Origin of the sequence: Glycomyces sp. NPDC021274 (assembly GCF_040641195.1) — a bacterium.
In the GTDB taxonomy this organism is placed as follows: domain Bacteria; phylum Actinomycetota; class Actinomycetes; order Mycobacteriales; family Micromonosporaceae; genus Glycomyces.
In genome coordinates this window covers 681,606-698,499 of the sequence record NZ_JBFADC010000001.1, presented here as the reverse complement: position 1 = coordinate 698,499, position 16,894 = coordinate 681,606, and the positions used below count along the sequence as shown (strand labels likewise).

Here is a 16,894-nt window from a genome sequence, read left to right as displayed (position 1 = left end):
ACGACTGAGTGCCAAGTTCTCGAGACGTAGAGTCAGACTCCGTTTCGCGCTCACGTCTCTTCACTCTCTACCCGAAAAGGGGAAGCGTATGACCGCCGAAGCTCCCAAGGCCCAAGAAGCCGCAGAAGCAACCGAAGACACCGCCGAGGAGCCCCTGAACCGCGAGCAGCGCCGTGCGCTCGCCCGCGGGAAGAAGGCCGAGAAGACCGGCCACCAGCCCATCGGCAACAAGAAGGGCGGCGTCCGTTCGCAGATGCCGAAGGGCGGACCCGGCAAGTTCCAGCTGCCGACGAAGAACGGCTAGCACCGGTCGGGAACGGCACACACGCGAATACGGGCGGCGGACCATCTGGTCCGCCGCCCGTTCGTCATGTCGGGATCAGATCGCTTCGCAGGTCACTGTCGGCGTGCCGGTCGGACTGGACGCGATGAAGCCGAAGACCTCGCGGGTCTGGCCGCTCGCGACGGCGGCGTTCCAGCCCACGTCCTCCGCGATCACGTTCGCGCCGGAGGCCGTGAGGTCGGCGTTCCAGCTGCTCGTGATCCGGGTCGACCCGGCCCACGTCCAGGTGAGACGCCAGCCGTCCACCGCGCCCTGATCGGCGGTGACGCTCACGTTCCCCTGCCAGCCCGTGCCCCACGAGCCGGCGACGGTGATCTTGGCGGTGCAGTCGCCTTCGGTCGGCCCGCCGGTCGTCGGCTCGCCCGTCGGGCTCGTCGTCGGGGTGGTCGGTCCCGGGTCGTCGCCGAAGACGCTGGCGCGCTCGGCGGTGTTCCCGATGCCGTACTGGGAGTTGAAGACCCGCTCGCCGTAGGTCGTCATCCGGTTCGGGTCGAAGCCGAGCACCTGGTCGAGGATCGGGTCGTTGTTGCCGGAGTACGACCAGGCGATCCAGCCGATGCCGCGCGCCTGCGCCTCGGACTGGATGGTCGCCCAGGCGACCGTGGAGCCCTGGTGGGTGTCGGCGTACTCGCCGACGATGAGCGGCAGGTTCATCTCCTCGAACGCGTCGAAGTAGTCGATGACGGTCTGCGGGGTGCCGTACACCTGGTACATGTGCACCGAGAACAGCGTGTTGCCGAGCGGGTCGGCCGCGGCCACGGTGGGCGCGTTGTCGCGCATCACGTGGGCCCAGTCCTGGCCCCAGGACGGCGCGTCCACGACCAGGGTGTGCTCGTAGCCGATGTCGCGCATGCGGTCCACTGCGTTCACCGTGGCCTGCGTCCACTGCTGCGGGTTGTTGTTGCCGATCGGCTCGTTGCCGATGTTGATGAGGACGTAGGCCTCCTCGCCCTCGAGGACGCTGAGGACGCTCTCCCAGTAGGTGACGGCCTGGTCCAGGGTGATCGCGGCGGCGTCCTCGCCGTAGCCGGTGGTGTCGTGGACCTCCAGGACGCAGATGAGCTGCTGCGCCTTGCATTCGTCCACGATCTGCTGCACCCGCGCGGGGCTGGTCGCGCCCCAGCTGCGCAGGCCCGATCCGAGGACGACGCGGACGGTGTTGGCGCCGAGGTCGCTGAGCTCGCCGAAGCTCGCGAACTCGCTCTGGTACCAGACGTCGGGGTGGGTGGAGCCGCGCATGACGAACGGGTTGCCGTTGGCGTCGATGAGCTGCGTGCCCTCGATGGAGAAGCCCCCGGTCTGCTGCGCGCTCGCGGGGATCAGCTGCCAGACGCCCGCGAAGACGACGGCCAGGGCGGCGGCGAGGGCCGTGAGCCACTTGCGCATGCGGCGGCGTGACTGTCGACGCCGTGCCGGGGCGGCGTTGGGGGTGCCGATGTCCATGTCGATCCCATCTGTAGGTTCAGGCGTGAGATGAATCGGTTAATCTTCATCCCAACATAGAGAACCATAAATATTGATGAGGTTCAAGACGTGCCGTGAGATTGACCTGACCACGGGCCGTGACCGCGGTATTTACCGCGGCGGCGGCTCAGGTCTGCGCGGGGCCGGTGGAGCCGCGGGGCGAGAGCTGAGCGGGCTTGCACTGAACCGAGAAAGCTCGCGTCTCGGTGCTCTTCGGGGCGGTCTCGGTGGCCGCGCCGATGAGGGACATGAGGACCTCGGCGCACTTGGCGCCGTACGCCGGGATGTCCCGCGTCAGCGAGGTGAGCGCCGGGTGGGTGAGGCGGCACAGCTGCGAGTCGTCCCAGGCCACGAGCGACAGCTGCTCGGGGATCTCGAGTCCGAGTTCGTGGGCGACGCCGAGGCCGGCCACGGCCATGACGTCGTTGTCGTAGACGATCGCGGTGGGGCGCTTGGCGGATGACAGCAGGCGCCGCGTGATCTGGGCGCCCTGCTCGCCGGTGTAGTCGCTGTGGACGGTGGTGACGGACTCGAAGGCGAGGTCCGCCGCGGTGTCGTCGTACGCCTTGTCGCGGATCGCGGTGTGCAGCAGGCCGGGGATGCCCGCGACGCGGGCGACGCGCCGGTGGCCCAGGGTGTACAGGTACTCGAGGATGTCGCGGCTGGGCTCGACGTCGTCGTGCCAGACCGCGGGGAACCGCGCGCCTTCAATCGGGCCGCCGACGGCCACGGCGGGCAGCCCGAGGTCGGCGATGAAGTCGAGCCGCTGGTCGCTGGTGCCGATGTCGCAGAGGAACACGCCGTCGACGCGCCGCTCGGCCCACCACCGCCGGTAGACCTCCAGCTCCTCCTCGACCGTGCCCACGATCTGGAGGGTGAGGCCGAACGACCCGGCCGAGAGGGTGGCCTCGATGCCGCTGATGAGTTCCATGAAGTACGGCTCGATGCCGATGGTGCGCGCGGAGCGGCGCAGCGCGATGCCCACAGCCTGCGCGGACGAGACGGAGAGGGAGCGGGCGGCGCGGTTGGGGACGAAGCCCATCTCGGCGGCGATGGCGAGGATCTTGGTGCGGGTGGTCTCCGAGACGCCGGGCCTCCCGTTGAGGGCGTAGGAGACCGCGCCCTTCGACACGCCCGCCGCGGCGGCGATGTCGGCGATGGTGACTCGCCTGGTCATCGGTGGTCCTCTCGAGTGGCACTGGGCGCGGACTCGCGTCGAGCGCCGGTTTCCAGACTGTAGCGCACGATATGAGCGAACCGGTTCAGCCGTGGTGATCGACCGGCCCGAAGCCCATGATCGCAATGCGGCGACGGTCCGGTCAAGGCGTCGCCGGCGCGCGCGCTGGCGTCGGCGGTTGACGCTACTTATCCGGTTAAGCGATACTCTGTCGCGGACCTCGTGCGGCATTGGTCCGACGGGCGCGTCCCTGGGCGAGCCGCCGCTGGTTACGCTGCCGACAGTGGTGTTCTCCACCGCTCGCTACCCAAGGCATAGGAGTCTCTTTGAGCGCCAAGCGAACCCTGCACGACGGCTGGACCGTCACCGGCGACCCCGGGGCCCCGGTGACCGTCGAGGCGATCCCGGCCTCGGTGCCCGGCGAAGTGGTCGCCGACCTGCTGGCCGCCGGACTCGTCGGCGACCCGTACGTGGACGAGGCCGAGCGCGGGCTGGCCTGGGTCGGCCGCCACGACTGGACGTACCGGACCTCCTTCGACTGGACCGCCGCACACGGCGCAGCCGCGGACTGGGACGGGATCGAGCTGGCCTTCGACGGGCTCGACACGGTCGCCCGGGTGAGCTTCAACGGCACCGTCGTCGGCGAGACCGCGAACATGCACCGCCGCTACCGCTTCGACGTGCGCGACCTGGTCCTTGAGGGCGCCAACGAACTCGAAGTGCACTTCACCGCCCCGTACGCCTATGCCGAGGCGCAGCGCGACCGGCTCGGCGACCGTCCGAACGCCTACCCCGAGCCTGGGAACTTCATCCGCAAGGCCGCCTGCAACTTCGGCTGGGACTGGGGCCCGAACCTCGCCGGCGCCGGGATCTGGCGGCCGGTGCGCCTGGAGTGCTGGAAGACCGCGCGCATCGACGCGGTCGTGCCGCGGGTCTCCCTTGCGGACGGCACGGGCATCGTCGAGCTCGACGTCCGGCTCCAGCAGGCCGCGGACGCGGACATCGAGCTCGCCTGCACTCTCGCTCGGGAGGCCGCGGACGGCGAGGTCGTCGCCGAGGCCGTCCTCCGGGTCCCGGCCGGAGCCGACAGTGCGACCGTGCGGCTCGAGGTCGAGGACCCGGGCCTCTGGCGTCCGCGCGGCCACGGCGACCTGGAGCTGTACGCCGCCTCGGTGGCCGTGCGCTCCGGCGGCACCGTGCTCGACGAGTGGGAGCGCCAGATCGGTTTCCGCACGGTCGAACTCGACACTGAGCCCGACGACGACGGCCGGCCCTACCGCCTGCAGGTCAACGGCGAGGCCGTCTGGATCAAGGGCGTCAACTGGATCCCCGACGAGGCCCTGTTCGGCCGTATCGACACCGCCCGGATCGAGCGCCGCCTGCGCCAGGCGGTCGCGGCCGGCGTCAACTACGTCCGCGTGTGGGGCGGCGGAGTCTACGAGTCCGAGGACTTCTACCGGCTCTGCGACCGGCTCGGCCTGCTCGTCGGGCAGGACTTCGCGTTCGCGTGCGCCGCGTACCCCGAAGAGGAGCCGTTCTGGTCCGAAGTGGAGGCCGAGGCCCGCGACAACCTCGCCCGCCTCGCCCCGCACCCGAGCCTGGTGACCTGGACCGGCAACAACGAGAACCTCTGGGGCTGGCACGACTGGGACTGGCAGGGCGACCTGGGCTCGCGGACCTGGGGCGCGAGCTACTACCACGACCTCCTCCCCAAGCTCGTATCCGAAGTGGACGGCACCCGGCCGTACTGGCCCGGCAGCCCCTACTCCGGGGCGCGCGAACTGCACCCGAACGAGCAGGCGCACGGCTCCGTCCACATCTGGGACGTGTGGAACGAGCGCGACTACGTCCACTACCGCGACTGGAAGCCGCGCTTCGTGGCCGAGTTCGGCTACCAGGCGCCGCCCACCTGGGCCACCGTGCGGCGCATGGTCACCGATGAACCGCTCGTCCCCGACAGCCCGGCCATGCTGTGGCACCAGAAGGCCGAGCGCGGCCAGGACAAGCTCCAGGCCGGCCTCGACGCCCACCTGCCGCCCACGCGCGACTTCGACGACTGGCTGTACTTCACGCAGGTCAACCAGGCCCGTGCGGTGCGCCTGGGCATCGAGTACCTCCGCTCGCTCGCCCCGTACTGCTCGGGCGCGGTCGTGTGGCAGCTCAACGACTGCTGGCCGGTCACCTCGTGGGCCGCGATCGACGGCGAGGAGCGGCCGAAGCCGCTCTGGTACGCGCTGCGCGACGGCTTCGCCGACCGCTTCGTGACCTTCCAGCCCGAAGGCGACGGGCTGAACATGGTGGTGGTCAACGACGCCGCCGAGGCCTGGACCGGCGTGATCGGCTTCTGGAAGTGCAACGCCGAGGGCCGCATCATCGGCCGGGCGCTCGTGCAGATGGAGATCGACCCGCGCGACACGGCCGTGCTCGAACTCGAGCCGGGCGCGATCCCGAAGGACGGCGAATTCCTCCTGACCGGCCGCGAGGACTTTCCGCGCGCGACCTGGTTCACCAAGGAGGACAAGGACATGGACTGGCCGAAGGCCCGGTTCTCCACCGGGATCGCCCTCGTCGACGGCGGCGTGGCCGTCACCGTGCACGCCGAGAGCGTGCTCCGCGACCTGTGCCTGTTCGCCGACCGCCTCGACCCGGATGCGGTGGTGGACAAGGCGCTCGTCACCCTCGTCCCGGGCGAGCACGTGGTGTTTACGGTGCAGAGCGAGAAGATCGCGGCCTCGCCCGAGCTGCAGCGGGCGCTGACCGGCAAGCCGGTGCTGCGCGCGATCAACGACTGAACGATCCGGGCGCGCGGGCGGCTCCTTCAAGCCGCCCGCGCGCCCGTTTCCTACGCATCGCGATCCACCATCTGGGAATCAGATTCCCAATCCTCGGTTGGCGAGTAGAGTGTCTGCCGTCCCGCGTCCGCCCATCACCCCTCGCGCCCCTGCTCAGCGGCAATGACGCTCCAGCGGTCCCAGCAGAAAGCGATACCCCAGATGTTGCAACGGATCAGCGCCCTCACCGGCACATGGCTGCCCGCCATCGTGCTCGCGGCGGCGGCGGTCGCCTTCGCGGCCCCCAGCACCTTCGCCCCGCTCGGCCCGGCCGTCCCGTACCTCCTCATGGTCATCATGCTCGGCATGGGCATGACCCTGCGGCCCAAGGACTTCGTGATCATCGGCAAGCGGCCGTGGGCCGTGGTCGTCGGCGTCGTCGCCCAGTACCTCGTGATGCCCCTCGTCGGATACGGCCTCGCGCAGGCCTTCGACATGGAGCCGATGCTGGCCGTCGGCATGATCCTCGTCGGCTCCGCACCCGGCGGCACGGCCTCGAACGCCATGGTCTATCTGTCCAAAGGCGACACGGCGCTCTCGGTCGCGATGACCTCGGTCTCGACCCTGCTCGCCCCGCTCCTCACGCCGCTCCTGGTGCTCTGGCTCGCGGGCGAGTTCCTGCCCGTCGACGCGGGCTCGCTGTTCGTCTCGATCATCCAGATCGTGCTGGTGCCCGTCGTGGTCGGCCTGCTGCTGCGCCGCTTCGCGCCGCGCCTGATCGACAAGGTCCTCGACGCGCTGCCGCTCGTGTCGGTCCTCGGCATCACCCTCGTGGTCATGGCGGTCGTCGCCGGCAGCGCCGACGCGCTGCTCAAGGTCGGCGCGCTCGTCGTCCTGGCCGTGGTGCTGCACAACGGCTTCGGCCTCGCACTCGGCTACGTGCTCGCGAAACTCGGCCGCATGCCCGTGGCCGGCCGGCGCGCCGTCAGCATCGAGGTCGGCATGCAGAACTCCGGCCTCGCCGCGGCGCTGGCGACGGCCCACTTCAACCCGGTCGCGGCCCTGCCCGCCGCGGTGTTCTCGGTGTGGCACAACATCTCCGGGTCGCTGCTGGCGGCCTACTGGTCCCGCCGTCCCGCGAAGGACGCCCAGGACGAGGACCGCGAGCCGATCGAGGCGTGAGCCGATCCTGATGGCGGCCCCGCGGCTGTGACCGCGGGGCCCCCTTCGCGTTGCGCATGAAGGTTCGAGCCGCAGCTATGGCCGGGCGCCGACGGACAGGTAGCGGGTGTTGCCTGTCCGCTTGGCGTCGACCGCCACCGGCATGCGGCGACGCCCGTTCACCGACAGGAGTTCGAGGGACTCCGCGACGGCGACGAAACGGAACTCGTCGAGTTCCTCGCGGTCCAGGCGAATCCGGGCGGGGTCGACGGTGCCGCCGTCGAAAATGAAGACGACCAGTGGGAGCAGCCGGGCGCGGGTCGGCGGCGTCCAGTCGACCACCAGGAGTTCGCCGAGTGCCACGTCGAGGCCGATCTCCTCCTTGACCTCGCGTCGGCAAGCCTGCTCAGGGGTCTCGCCCTCATCGAGCTGGCCGCCGACGAAGAGCCAGTGGTCGCGGTAGTTCGGCTTCACGACCAGGACCCGGCCCTCGGCATCGGTGAGCAGGGCACCGGCCGCCGCGAGGTGCTTCGGGCGGCCCTCGAGCCACTGGTCCGGCGGCGTCAGTTCCTTAGGAGGCATGGGGCCGACCTTACCGAGGCATCGGGTCGCCATGCGGCGCATAGACGGTGCGGCCGGCGCGGCGGGCCTCTGCTGCCAGGTTGATGCGGGCGCGGTTGGTGGGGTGGAACCTCGCGGCGGCCTCCTCGGTGGGAAGGCACGCGAAGGATTCGATCTCGTCCGCCTGCAGGCGTATCTGCGCCGGGTCCTGGACCGTGCCGCAGTCGAAGACGTAGATCGTCATCGGCGCCGAGACGAACCCGTGGGCCGGGACGTAGTCGAGCAACAGCAGGTCGCCGACCGGGAGGTCGATGCCGATCTCCTCCTTGATCTCCCGCGCGCACGCCTCGTGCGGCGCCTCGCCGCGGTCGACCATCCCGCCGACGAACTGCCACTCCGGGCGGTAGGTCGGCTTGACGACGAGCACCCGCCCCTCCGGATCGGTGGCGAACGCGCACACCACGGCGTAGGAAGTCGCGAAACCGTCGAGGACCGCTTGGGGGAGTTGCGTCATGGACTGAAGCTACCGGGCGCGGGCGGCGCGGTGGGAACGCGTTTGCCCAGGGGTGCAGTGATCCGTAGCATCCAGCGCATGACGCTCCTGATGATCGACCTGGACAACACCCTCATCGACCGCGACGGGGCGTTCCGGCTCGGTGTGGCCGAGTTCCTGGCCGCGCACGGGCTTCCGGCCGAGGACGCCGACTGGGTAATGTCCGTCGACGCCTCCGGGTACGCCACGCGGTCCACTGTCGCGCAGGCGATCATCGAGCGCTACCCGATCGGACTCGACGAGGACGCGGTCATCGACTTCCTCCGCCGCGGCGCCCGCGAGCACGCCCGAGTCACCGAGCCCACCGTCACTGCGCTGCAAGCGATCCGCGCGGCCGGGCACCAGGTCGTGATCGTCACCAACGGGGCCGTGCCGCAGCAGACCGGCAAGGTCAAGGCATCCGGACTCGACCGCCTCGTCGACGCCACCGTGGTCAGCGAAGGCGTAGGATCCCGCAAGCCCGAACCCGGGATCTTCCACGCGGCCGCCGCAACCGTCGGCGCCACCCTCGACGGGGCCTGGATGATCGGCGACCGCGACGACGCCGACATCCTCGGCGCGCACCGGCTCGGCCTGCACAGCGTGTGGCTCCACCTCGGCCGCGAATGGTCCCAGGCCGAGTACGCCCCGACGCACACCGCCGATTCCGCCGCCGCGGCTCTCGAACACGCCGCGAACGCGAACTCGTGAACGCCCGGACCGGCCCGCAAGCAGGACCAGGGCAACGCTCCTCAGCGAGCCCGCACCTCGGCGAGCAGGTCGAGCGCGGCCCGCGACGGGTCGTCGCCGTACGCCGACGGGAAGGCCTCCTCGATCCGCCATCCCGCACGCCGCAGCGCCCGGTGCCGGGCGATGTGCGCGCCCGGGCCCTCGGGGTGGACCTCGGCGACCACGCCGATCGCCTCCTCGGCATCGCCCACCACCAGGTCCAGCGTCCAATGCCCGACCGGATACGCCTGGCGCACCGGCACTTCCGCGCCCTCCAGCGCATCGGCGAGCTTCGCCGTCCACTTCCCGACCGCATCACCGTTCCCAGGTGAACGCGGGGGCCGGTCCGCATACCGCAGGAACTCGCCGATCAGGCCGTCCGGGTCGCCCACCGCGGTGACCACGTGCAGGTGCTTGCGCGCCCGCGTGATCATCACGTTGAACAGGTTCGGCCCGGCCGCGAAACGTCGGCGGCCCGCCGCATCGCCTTCGGCCACACCGAGGGCGATGACCACCGTCTCCGCCTCACTGCCCTGGAATGCGTGCACCGTGCCGGCCCGCATGCGGTGGCGGCGGATGGTCTCCAGGTCGAAGCGCTTGAGAATGCCCGCCTCGATCGCCTCGGCCTGCGCCCGGAACGGCGAGATGACGGCCAGCCCGGTCGCACCCGAATCGACGAGCTCGGCGAGCAGCTCGAGCGCGCGCGAGACCTCCGCTTCGACCACACCCTCCTGAGAGGACTGCGCCGCGACGCGGTGCACCGAGATGGCGTCCGCCTCGTGGTTGCGCGGATGGGTGGTGATCGGCTTGACCCGGCCGTGGTAGAACTTCGCGGCCGAGAACCCGATCAGGTGCGGCACGCTGCGGTGATGCTCGGTCAACTCCACGACAGGGCCGGCCCCGCACGCCAGGTCGTAGGCGCTCACCTTGCCGATGTCCAACTGCCCCAAGCGATCCGCGATGCCGTGCTTCGCTAGGACGTCAGCAGTCTTCGCGGCGCTGGCGAACGACACGAACCGCAGCTGCCGGGGATCGCCCGCGACGACCGCCCGCCGGGCCCGGGCGAGCACCGGGGCCGCGCGCACCTGGTTGATATGGGAGGCCTCGTCGAGGATCACCAGGTCGAACATGCCGGCCCGAGCCGGGAGCACGTCCTCGACATCGGCCACCGTGCCGATCCACAACGGCATGGCCCGCAGCAGCGCCGCGACGTCGACGCTCTCCAGCCGCGCCCGGCGCTGCGGGCGGCTGCCGCTGCGCAGCGCAGTCCCCAGCTCGGCCAGCGCTCGGCGCGCGGCCGAGCCGCGCCGGTCGGCTGAGCCGGAATCGAGGTGCAGTGAGCGTCCGATCGTCTGGGCCGCATGGGCGTCCGCGGATTCGAGGCTGCTCCACAGCGGCGCGAGCCGCAGCCCTCCGGCGGCGGCCAGGCGGGCGGCGTCGCGCTGGTCGCGTGCCGTGCGGAGCGCCCGGGCGAGCGCGGTGGTGCTGCCGGCGGCGCCCGCGATCCGATGCAGCCGCTTGGCGGCGAGCCGGGCGCGGAGCCGCTGCCACCAGCCGTCGTCGCGGCGGGCGCGGGCGAGGAGCCGGTCGGCCTCGTCGAGGTCGGCGTCGCGGAGTCCGGGGAAGTCGTCGAGGAGGAACAGCGGCAGGTCCTGCACGCGGCCGCGCCGGGACTCGAGGTCGAGCCAGGTCGCGATCTCCGTTTCGATGCGCGCGGCGTACTCGGCGGCTTCGGCGGCGGCCTCCCGCTGCCGTTCGACCGTACGGCGCCAGTGGCCCTTGGCGGTCCCGGTGCCGAGCCTGGTCAGGAACCGCTCCCGGCGCTCGGAGTCGCCGAAGTGGACGGGCAGCGGTCCGGGGTGGCGGTCGAGGAGTTCGGCGAGGACGTCGGCGGCGTGCACGGACTGGGTGGCGATGAGCACGGACTGCCCGTTCGCTATGGCGTCCAAGGCGATCGCGGCGAGGGTGTGGCTCTTGCCGCAGCCGGGCGCGCCCGCGACGACGGTGACCGGGGCGGTGCGGGCCTGGACGACGGCCGCGCTCTGCTCGCGGCTGAGCGGCAGCGGGCACTGCGGCGGGCGCGGGTCCGTTTCGGGTTCGGCGTCGGCCGGGTCGTACATCGCGGCGAACGCGGTGGCATCGAGCTCCGGCCGCTCGGCCCAAGCGCGAAGGCCGGAGGTCAGTGGTGTCGGCACCTGGTCGGCCGCGATGTAGACCACTGCTTCGACGACGACGAGGAGCCGGTCCCGGTCGCGTTGCGGTGGAATGTGCCAGAGCACGGCATCCGGGAATCCGGCGGCCTCGGCCGCTTGCCGGAGCCAGGCGAGGTCCTGCAGGACTTCCGCGCTGCGCTCCGGGTCGAACACGGCTTCGAGCCGCGCGGCGAAATCGGTCCCGGCCAGCGCCTCGTGGACCTGGACGTCACCGGCCGGAACCACTTCCTGGATTGCGGATCCCGCCGGGGCCGCTCGGAGCCGCACCGGCCGGCTGACGAGCGGAACGCGGATGCGCCGCCGCTTGCCGTCGACCTCGGTGCGGGCCACGACGACGCCCCAGCCCTGTCGCAGCAGCCGCTCATCGTGGTGGAGCTCGTCGTACTTCGCCAGTTCGCCCGCTCCCCGGACGGTGCCCAGTTCGGGGCTCCACACGTGCTGCTTCCCGAGATGGTCGCGTAGTGAGTCCTGATTGGACTGCGCGGGGGCGGGCGCGGGGGCGAGGTCGGCGAGGGCACGGAGGAGCCGAGCGGCGGTCATGTCGGCCGAGTCTACTGGCAGGGCCGACATTTCCACTGGTCATACCACCGGGCCGCGGCCCGCCGTCGGCACTGCAGGCAGCGGTTACTGAGGTGCTGGGCGCTCGCCGGTTGCGGCGAGCGCCTTCACGTTCAGGCTTCGGCGGGTTTTTCTTCGGCCGGTTCGGTCTGGGCGGCCAGCTCCGTCGGGTCGGTCGCGGCGCCGGTCTCCTCGGCCGCCGTGACGTCGGCGGTGGCCGCTGCGGTGGATGCGGCGGCCGTGGTCTCCGGTTCCGGCTCCGGTTCTTCCTTGGCGGGCATCGGGAGTGACTGCGAGAGGCGCAGGCCCGTCTGGATGAGGTCCCAGCCGAGGGGGAGCGCGGCAGCGTCGGGGAGGTCGAGTTCGAAGCCGAGGTCGTCGGCGAGGCCGCCCTGCTTGGCGAGCTTGACGACGACCGGGTGGGTGGAGCGGTTCGGCGCGTAGCACCACTTCGGGGCGGCGAGGCCGAAGTCGCGGGCGATCATCATGGCGGCCATGGCGGCCGGGCCGTCGATGAGGATCGCTGTGGAGCGGGTGGCGGCGGTGAAGATCGCCGCCGCCATCGCGCCGAGCTGGGCTCCGGCGAGGCGCGTGACGAGCGCTTCGGGGCTGCGTTTGAAGCCGCGGTTGAACGCGAGGTGGTCGCGCAGGGCGGCGACGCGGCCCATCCAGGCGGCGTCGTGGACCGAACCGCCGGGGGCGCGCAGCTGCGGCTGGTAGGTGGTGATGTCGTCCTTGGCGATGAAGGAGCAGACGGCGACCGAGGCGGTCGCGGCGCCGGCGCCGAGGCCGGCGATGAGGAGGATGTCGGCACCGGCGTCGATCGCGCGGTCGGCGCTCTCGCGGCCCAGTCGCAGGACCTCGTTCAGCTCGGTCTCGTCCAGGAGCGGACCCTCGACGCCCTCGCTCGCGGGGGTGCGGACGACGGTGAGGGGCAGTCCGGCGCGGGCGGCCTGCTCGGCGAGCGGCCCTTCGCCCTGCTCCAGGGCTTCGGCCTGCTCTTCGACGGGCGCGTAGTCGCCGGCGGCCCAGCCGTCCGGGTACTCGCCGGCGAACAGGAGCATCTGCGGTGCGGTGAACGGCACGGGCGCCTCGGTGGCCTGCATGCGGGCGGCCCACCCGATGGCGGGCTGGAGGCGGCCGAGCCCGGCGCCTTCGATGAGGGCGTCCTGGAGCCGCGCGTTGGCGCGGGTGGTCCACACCCCGTTGGGGAACTTCGCTTTCAGGTCGGCGAGGGGTCCGGCGTCGGTCGTCTCAGTCACGGCAGAAGCCTAGCGCGGGAGCCGTGGGGCACAATTGCCTAGTGACCACCATCGACTTCGCCAAAGGACACGGCACCGGGAACGACTTCGTGATCGTGCCGGACCTCCAGGACGCGCTGCCGCTGAAGGACGCCCAAGTGGCGCTGCTGTGCGATCGCCGGTTCGGGATCGGCGGCGACGGGCTGCTGCGCGTCGCGCCCTCGGAGGACCCGGCGGCGGCGTGGTTCATGGACTACCGGAACGCCGACGGCTCGATCGCCGAGATGTGCGGCAACGGGGTGCGCGTGTTCGTGCGGTACCTGCTCGAGCAGGGGCTCGCGGCGGGCCCGGAGGTGCCCGTGGCGACGCGGGCAGGGATCAAGACCGTGCGCGTCGAAGGCGATGAGCTGCGGGTCGACATGGGCGCGGCCGAGTTCGGGCCGACCTCGCAGGCTTCCGTGGAGGGGTTCACCTGGCCCGGGCAGGCCGTGTCGATGGGGAACCCGCACCTGGTGTGCCACCTCGGCGACGAGGCGGAGCTCGAGGCGCTGGAGCTCTTCCACCAGCCGCGCTACGACGCGGGCGTGTTCCCGCAGGGCGTGAACGTGGAGTTCGTGACCGGCGCGGCCCCGCATGTGCGGATGCGCGTCCATGAGCGCGGCGTCGGCGAGACGGCCTCATGCGGCACGGGCGCGTGCGCGGTCGGCGCGGTGGCCCTGCGCCACGCGGGCCAGACCACCGGTGTGTGCAAAGTGGACGTCCCCGGCGGGACGCTCACGATCACCGTCACCGACGAGACCCTCTACCTCACCGGCCCGGCCGTGATCGTCGCCGAAGGCACCTTCCGGATCTAGGCCGCCGGCTTCCGGCGAAAAGGTGAATGTGAGGCGCGTCGGCAATAGGCCGTCCACAAACCCCCACCCTCCCAAGAGGGGACCGTGGGGCTCCAGCGTCGCGCGGAGGTCCGACAGAAAACCCCGGAAACCAGCGGTTCCCGGGGCGTTAATCGCGTCACATTCGCAGCGGCAGCATCGGCAGCGGTCAGCGCATCGCCTGCTTCACCGCCGCCGCCACCGCCGGAGCCACGTTCGGGTCGAAGACGCTCGGCACGATGTACGTCGCGTTCACCTTCTCCGCGCCCACGCAGTCCGCGATCGCCTGCGCCGCAGCCAGCGCCGCATCGTCGTTCCAGTCGCGCGCCTGCGCGTCCAGCAACCCCCGGAACACGCCCGGGAACGCCAGCACGTTGTTGATCTGGTTCGGCTGGTCCGACCGGCCGGTCGCCACGATCGCCGCGTACCGCGCCGCCTCCGTCGGGCTGATCTCCGGATCCGGGTTCGCCAGCGCGAACACGATCGGGTCCTTCGCCATCTTCGCCACGTCCGACCCCTTGAGGATGTTCGGCGCGCTCACCCCGATGAACACGTCGGCGCCCTCGACCGCCCCCGAGAGGTCGCCCGAGTAGTCGCCCTTGTTGAAGTGCGTGCCCAGCCACTTCCAGGTCTCGTTGTCGGTCTCCATGCCGCTGTGCAGCGCCCCGTCCCGGTCGACCGGAATGATGTCGCCGATCCCGGCCTTCTCCAGCAGCCGCATGATCGCCGTCCCGGCCGCGCCGCAGCCCACGATGGTCGCCCGCACCTCCCCGAACTCCTTGCCCACCACGCGCAGCGCGTTCGTGAGCGCCGCGAGCACCACGATCGCGGTGCCGTGCTGGTCGTCGTGGAACACCGGGATGTCGAGCCGATCGCGCAGCCGCGCCTCGATCTCGAAGCACCGCGGCGCGGCGATGTCCTCCAGGTTGATCCCGCCGTACGTGGGCGCGAGCGCCGCCACGATGTTCACGATCTCGTCGGTGTCCTGCGTGTCCAGGCACACCGGCCACGCGTCCACATCGCCGAACTTCTTGAACAGCGCCGCCTTGCCCTCCATGACCGGCATCGCCGCGGCGGGCCCGATGTTGCCCAGGCCGAGCACCGCGGAGCCGTCGGTCACGACCGCGACCGTGTTCCGCTTGATGGTGAGCCGCCGGGCGTCGTCCGGATTCTCGGCGATCGCCATGCACACGCGGGCCACGCCCGGCGTGTACGCCATCGACAGGTCGTCGCGGTTGCGCAGCGGCACCTTGGGGGTGACCTCGATCTTGCCGCCGAGGTGGACGAGGAAGGTCCGGTCGGAGACCTTCTTCACGTCGAAGTCCGGCATCGCCTCCAGGATCTGGGTGACCTGCTCGGCATGCGCCGCATCAGAGGTGTCGCAGGTGAGGTCGACGGTCATGCGCTTGTTGTCGGAGGCGACCACGTCGAGCGCGGTGACGATCGCACCGGCCTGCCCGACGACGGTGGCGAGGCGCCCCGCCGCTCCCGGGTCGGCCGAGAGGGCCAATCGGACCGTGATGGAGAACCCGGCGCTGGGAAGACGGGCTGCAGTCATGCCGCTCCTTAGGTGTGCACTTCGTCGTGGACGCGCCTCCGGCGATGCTCCTTCATGGCCCGCAAGCGCCGTCGAAGCTGCTCGCGCGCGGAGAATCTGCAGAGGCGGATGCCTTGAATGATGCCACTGCCGCGCGCAAGACCGCCTCAGCCCTGTTCCCCGCATCGGCCCCGCCACTCCGCACCTCGAACCCCGGGCCCGCCCCGCCGCTCCCGGGCCGCCCCGACACGCCGCCGACTACGCTCTGCGCGATATTCGCTCGCCGCTGTCACACGCGCGTGTCAAGCTTGTGGTGATGCACGAAGAGCACATGAACTCCCAAGAAGACTTCCCGTCCGACACCGCCCCCTCAACGGGCGAACTGGACCTGGAAGCACGCCAAGCACTGCGACGCGTCGCCGGGCTCGCCTCGACCGAACTCGAAGACGTCACCGACGCCGAATACCGGCGCCTGCGCCTCGAGCGCGTCGTCCTCGTCGGCGTGTGGACCGAAGGCACGATCGACGACGCCGAGAACTCCCTGGCCGAGCTCGCGCAGCTCGCCGAGACCGCCGGCTCCGAAGTCGTCGAAGGCCTCATCCAGCGCCGCTCCAAGCCCGACGCCGGCACCTTCATCGGCTCCGGCAAGGTCCGCGAGGTCAAGGAAGCCGTCGAAGCCCTCGGGGCCGACACGGTCATCGCCGACGGCGAACTGTCCCCAGGCCAGCTGATCGCCCTCGAGAAGGCCATCAACGTCAAGGTCATCGACCGCACCGCCCTCATCCTCGACATCTTCGCCCAGCACGCGAAGAGCGCCGAGGGCAAGGCCCAGGTCGAACTCGCCCAGCTCCAGTACCTCCTGCCGCGCCTGCGCGGCTGGGGCGACGCCATGAGCCGCCAGGGCGGCTCCAACGGCGGCGTCGGCCTCCGCGGCCCCGGCGAGACGAAGCTCGAGACCGACCGCCGGCGCATCCGCGCCAAGGTCGCCAAGCTCCGCCGCGAGCTCGCGAAGCTCACCGTCACCCGCGAGACCAAGCGCGACTCCCGCACCCGCAACCGGGTCCCCGGCGTCGCCATCGCCGGCTACACCAACGCCGGCAAGTCGAGCCTGCTCAACGCCCTCACCGGCGCGGGCATCCTCGTCCAGGACGCCCTGTTCGCCACCCTCGACACCTCGACGCGGCGCTCCCGCACCGCCGAAGGCCGCGAGTACACCGTCACCGACACCGTCGGGTTCGTGCGGCACCTGCCCCACCAGCTCGTCGAGGCCTTCCGCTCCACGCTCGAAGAGGTCGCCGAAGCCGACCTCATCGTCCACGTGATCGACGGCTCGCACCCCGACCCGCTCGGCCAGGCCGCAGCGGTCCGCGAAGTGCTCGCCGAGGTCGGCGCCGAAGAGGTCCCGGAACTGGTGGTCGTCAACAAGCTCGACCTGGTCGCGCCCGACGACATCCTGCAGCTCCGCTCCGACTGGCCCGACGCGGTCTTCGTCTCCGCCCACTCCGGCGAAGGCATCGACAAGCTCCGCGCCGCCATCGAGCAGGCCCTCCCGCAGCCCCGCACGACGCTCACCGTCTGCATCCCGTACGTGCGAGGCGACCTCGTCTCCCGCATGCGCTCCCGCGGCGAGGTCCTCTCGACCGAGCACCGCGGCGACGGCAGTGTCATCACCGCCCGCGTCGACGACGCGCTGGCCGGAGAATTGCGGGCGTTCGTCCTCGAAACCGACTGAATC

Annotated in this window: 13 protein-coding genes; 6 read left to right on the top strand and 7 right to left on the bottom strand. The window is 71.1% G+C overall.

All coding sequences use genetic code 11. From position 1 onward, the window contains the following. The first annotated feature begins 88 nt into the window (after positions 1-88). Positions 89-304, top strand: a complete 216-nt coding sequence (locus tag AB0I03_RS03130; RefSeq protein ID WP_360405499.1) for a hypothetical protein — start codon at positions 89-91, stop codon at positions 302-304. Between the two features lie 75 nt (positions 305-379). Here the strand turns inward: AB0I03_RS03130 and AB0I03_RS03125 are convergent, their stop codons facing one another. Both AB0I03_RS03125 and AB0I03_RS03120 read right to left on the bottom strand, forming a co-directional pair. After that, a complete protein-coding gene (locus AB0I03_RS03125; protein ID WP_360405496.1) occupies positions 380-1,786 on the bottom strand; it encodes a cellulase family glycosylhydrolase in 1,407 nt (468 codons plus the stop codon). Positions 1,787-1,934: 148 nt separating this feature from the next. Beyond that, on the bottom strand, positions 1,935-2,984 hold the full coding sequence (locus AB0I03_RS03120; protein ID WP_360405493.1) for a LacI family DNA-binding transcriptional regulator: 1,050 nt from the start codon (positions 2,982-2,984) through the stop codon (positions 1,935-1,937). 326 nt (positions 2,985-3,310) lie between these two features. On the opposite strand from AB0I03_RS03120, the gene AB0I03_RS03115 reads away from it, so the two are divergent. Continuing rightward, on the top strand, positions 3,311-5,776 hold the full coding sequence (locus AB0I03_RS03115; RefSeq protein ID WP_360405490.1) for a glycoside hydrolase family 2 TIM barrel-domain containing protein: 2,466 nt from the start codon (positions 3,311-3,313) through the stop codon (positions 5,774-5,776). A gap of 201 nt (positions 5,777-5,977) precedes the next feature. Then, a complete protein-coding gene (locus AB0I03_RS03110) occupies positions 5,978-6,937 on the top strand; it encodes a bile acid:sodium symporter family protein (RefSeq protein ID WP_360405487.1) in 960 nt (319 codons plus the stop codon). 75 nt (positions 6,938-7,012) lie between these two features. Here AB0I03_RS03110 and AB0I03_RS03105 read toward each other — a convergent pair whose 3' ends face one another. Then, positions 7,013-7,498: an NUDIX hydrolase gene (locus AB0I03_RS03105; RefSeq protein ID WP_360405484.1), complete on the bottom strand. Its 486-nt coding sequence runs from the start codon at positions 7,496-7,498 to the stop codon at positions 7,013-7,015. A 10-nt stretch (positions 7,499-7,508) separates the two neighbouring features. Further along, positions 7,509-7,991, bottom strand: coding sequence for an NUDIX hydrolase (locus AB0I03_RS03100; protein WP_360405481.1), 483 nt, complete (start codon positions 7,989-7,991; stop codon positions 7,509-7,511). A gap of 78 nt (positions 7,992-8,069) precedes the next feature. On the opposite strand from AB0I03_RS03100, the gene AB0I03_RS03095 reads away from it, so the two are divergent. Beyond that, positions 8,070-8,720: an HAD family hydrolase gene (locus AB0I03_RS03095; RefSeq protein ID WP_360405478.1), complete on the top strand. Its 651-nt coding sequence runs from the start codon at positions 8,070-8,072 to the stop codon at positions 8,718-8,720. A gap of 41 nt (positions 8,721-8,761) precedes the next feature. On the opposite strand, the gene AB0I03_RS03090 is transcribed toward AB0I03_RS03095, so the two are convergent. Together AB0I03_RS03090 and AB0I03_RS03085 are read right to left on the bottom strand one after the other, a co-directional pair. Next, positions 8,762-11,491: an ATP-binding protein gene (locus tag AB0I03_RS03090; protein ID WP_360405475.1), complete on the bottom strand. Its 2,730-nt coding sequence runs from the start codon at positions 11,489-11,491 to the stop codon at positions 8,762-8,764. 131 nt (positions 11,492-11,622) lie between these two features. Next, entirely contained in the window at positions 11,623-12,771 is a 1,149-nt protein-coding gene (locus AB0I03_RS03085) for a nicotinate-nucleotide--dimethylbenzimidazole phosphoribosyltransferase (protein WP_360405472.1), read from the bottom strand. Positions 12,772-12,821: 50 nt separating this feature from the next. Between AB0I03_RS03085 and dapF the strand changes: the two genes are divergently transcribed. After that, positions 12,822-13,604 carry a diaminopimelate epimerase gene (gene dapF, locus AB0I03_RS03080; protein ID WP_360405936.1) on the top strand — a complete coding sequence of 261 codons (783 nt, stop codon included), beginning with the start codon at positions 12,822-12,824 and terminating at the stop codon, positions 13,602-13,604. Between the two features lie 187 nt (positions 13,605-13,791). Here dapF and AB0I03_RS03075 read toward each other — a convergent pair whose 3' ends face one another. Next, positions 13,792-15,180 (bottom strand): NAD-dependent malic enzyme, encoded by a 1,389-nt coding sequence (locus tag AB0I03_RS03075; RefSeq protein WP_360405469.1) that lies wholly within the window; start codon positions 15,178-15,180, stop codon positions 13,792-13,794. Between the two features lie 295 nt (positions 15,181-15,475). On the opposite strand from AB0I03_RS03075, the gene hflX reads away from it, so the two are divergent. Then, complete coding sequence (gene hflX, locus AB0I03_RS03070; protein WP_360405466.1) at positions 15,476-16,891, top strand: GTPase HflX; 1,416 nt, start codon at positions 15,476-15,478, stop codon at positions 16,889-16,891. The last annotated feature ends 3 nt before the right edge of the window (positions 16,892-16,894 follow it).

Excerpts from the sequence above, each read along its gene's own strand:
- AB0I03_RS03120 (WP_360405493.1), bottom strand. The coding sequence starts at position 2,984 with ATGACCAGGCGAGTCACCATCGCCGACATCGCCGCCGCGGCGGGCGTG.
- hflX (WP_360405466.1), top strand. The coding sequence starts at position 15,476 with ATGCACGAAGAGCACATGAACTCCCAAGAAGACTTCCCGTCCGACACC.
- AB0I03_RS03125 (WP_360405496.1), bottom strand. The coding sequence starts at position 1,786 with ATGGACATCGGCACCCCCAACGCCGCCCCGGCACGGCGTCGACAGTCA.
- AB0I03_RS03075 (WP_360405469.1), bottom strand. The coding sequence starts at position 15,180 with ATGACTGCAGCCCGTCTTCCCAGCGCCGGGTTCTCCATCACGGTCCGA.
- AB0I03_RS03105 (WP_360405484.1), bottom strand. The coding sequence starts at position 7,498 with ATGCCTCCTAAGGAACTGACGCCGCCGGACCAGTGGCTCGAGGGCCGC.
- AB0I03_RS03100 (WP_360405481.1), bottom strand. The coding sequence starts at position 7,991 with ATGACGCAACTCCCCCAAGCGGTCCTCGACGGTTTCGCGACTTCCTAC.
- AB0I03_RS03130 (WP_360405499.1), top strand. The coding sequence starts at position 89 with ATGACCGCCGAAGCTCCCAAGGCCCAAGAAGCCGCAGAAGCAACCGAA.
- AB0I03_RS03090 (WP_360405475.1), bottom strand. The coding sequence starts at position 11,491 with ATGACCGCCGCTCGGCTCCTCCGTGCCCTCGCCGACCTCGCCCCCGCG.
- AB0I03_RS03095 (WP_360405478.1), top strand. The coding sequence starts at position 8,070 with ATGACGCTCCTGATGATCGACCTGGACAACACCCTCATCGACCGCGAC.
- AB0I03_RS03110 (WP_360405487.1), top strand. The coding sequence starts at position 5,978 with ATGTTGCAACGGATCAGCGCCCTCACCGGCACATGGCTGCCCGCCATC.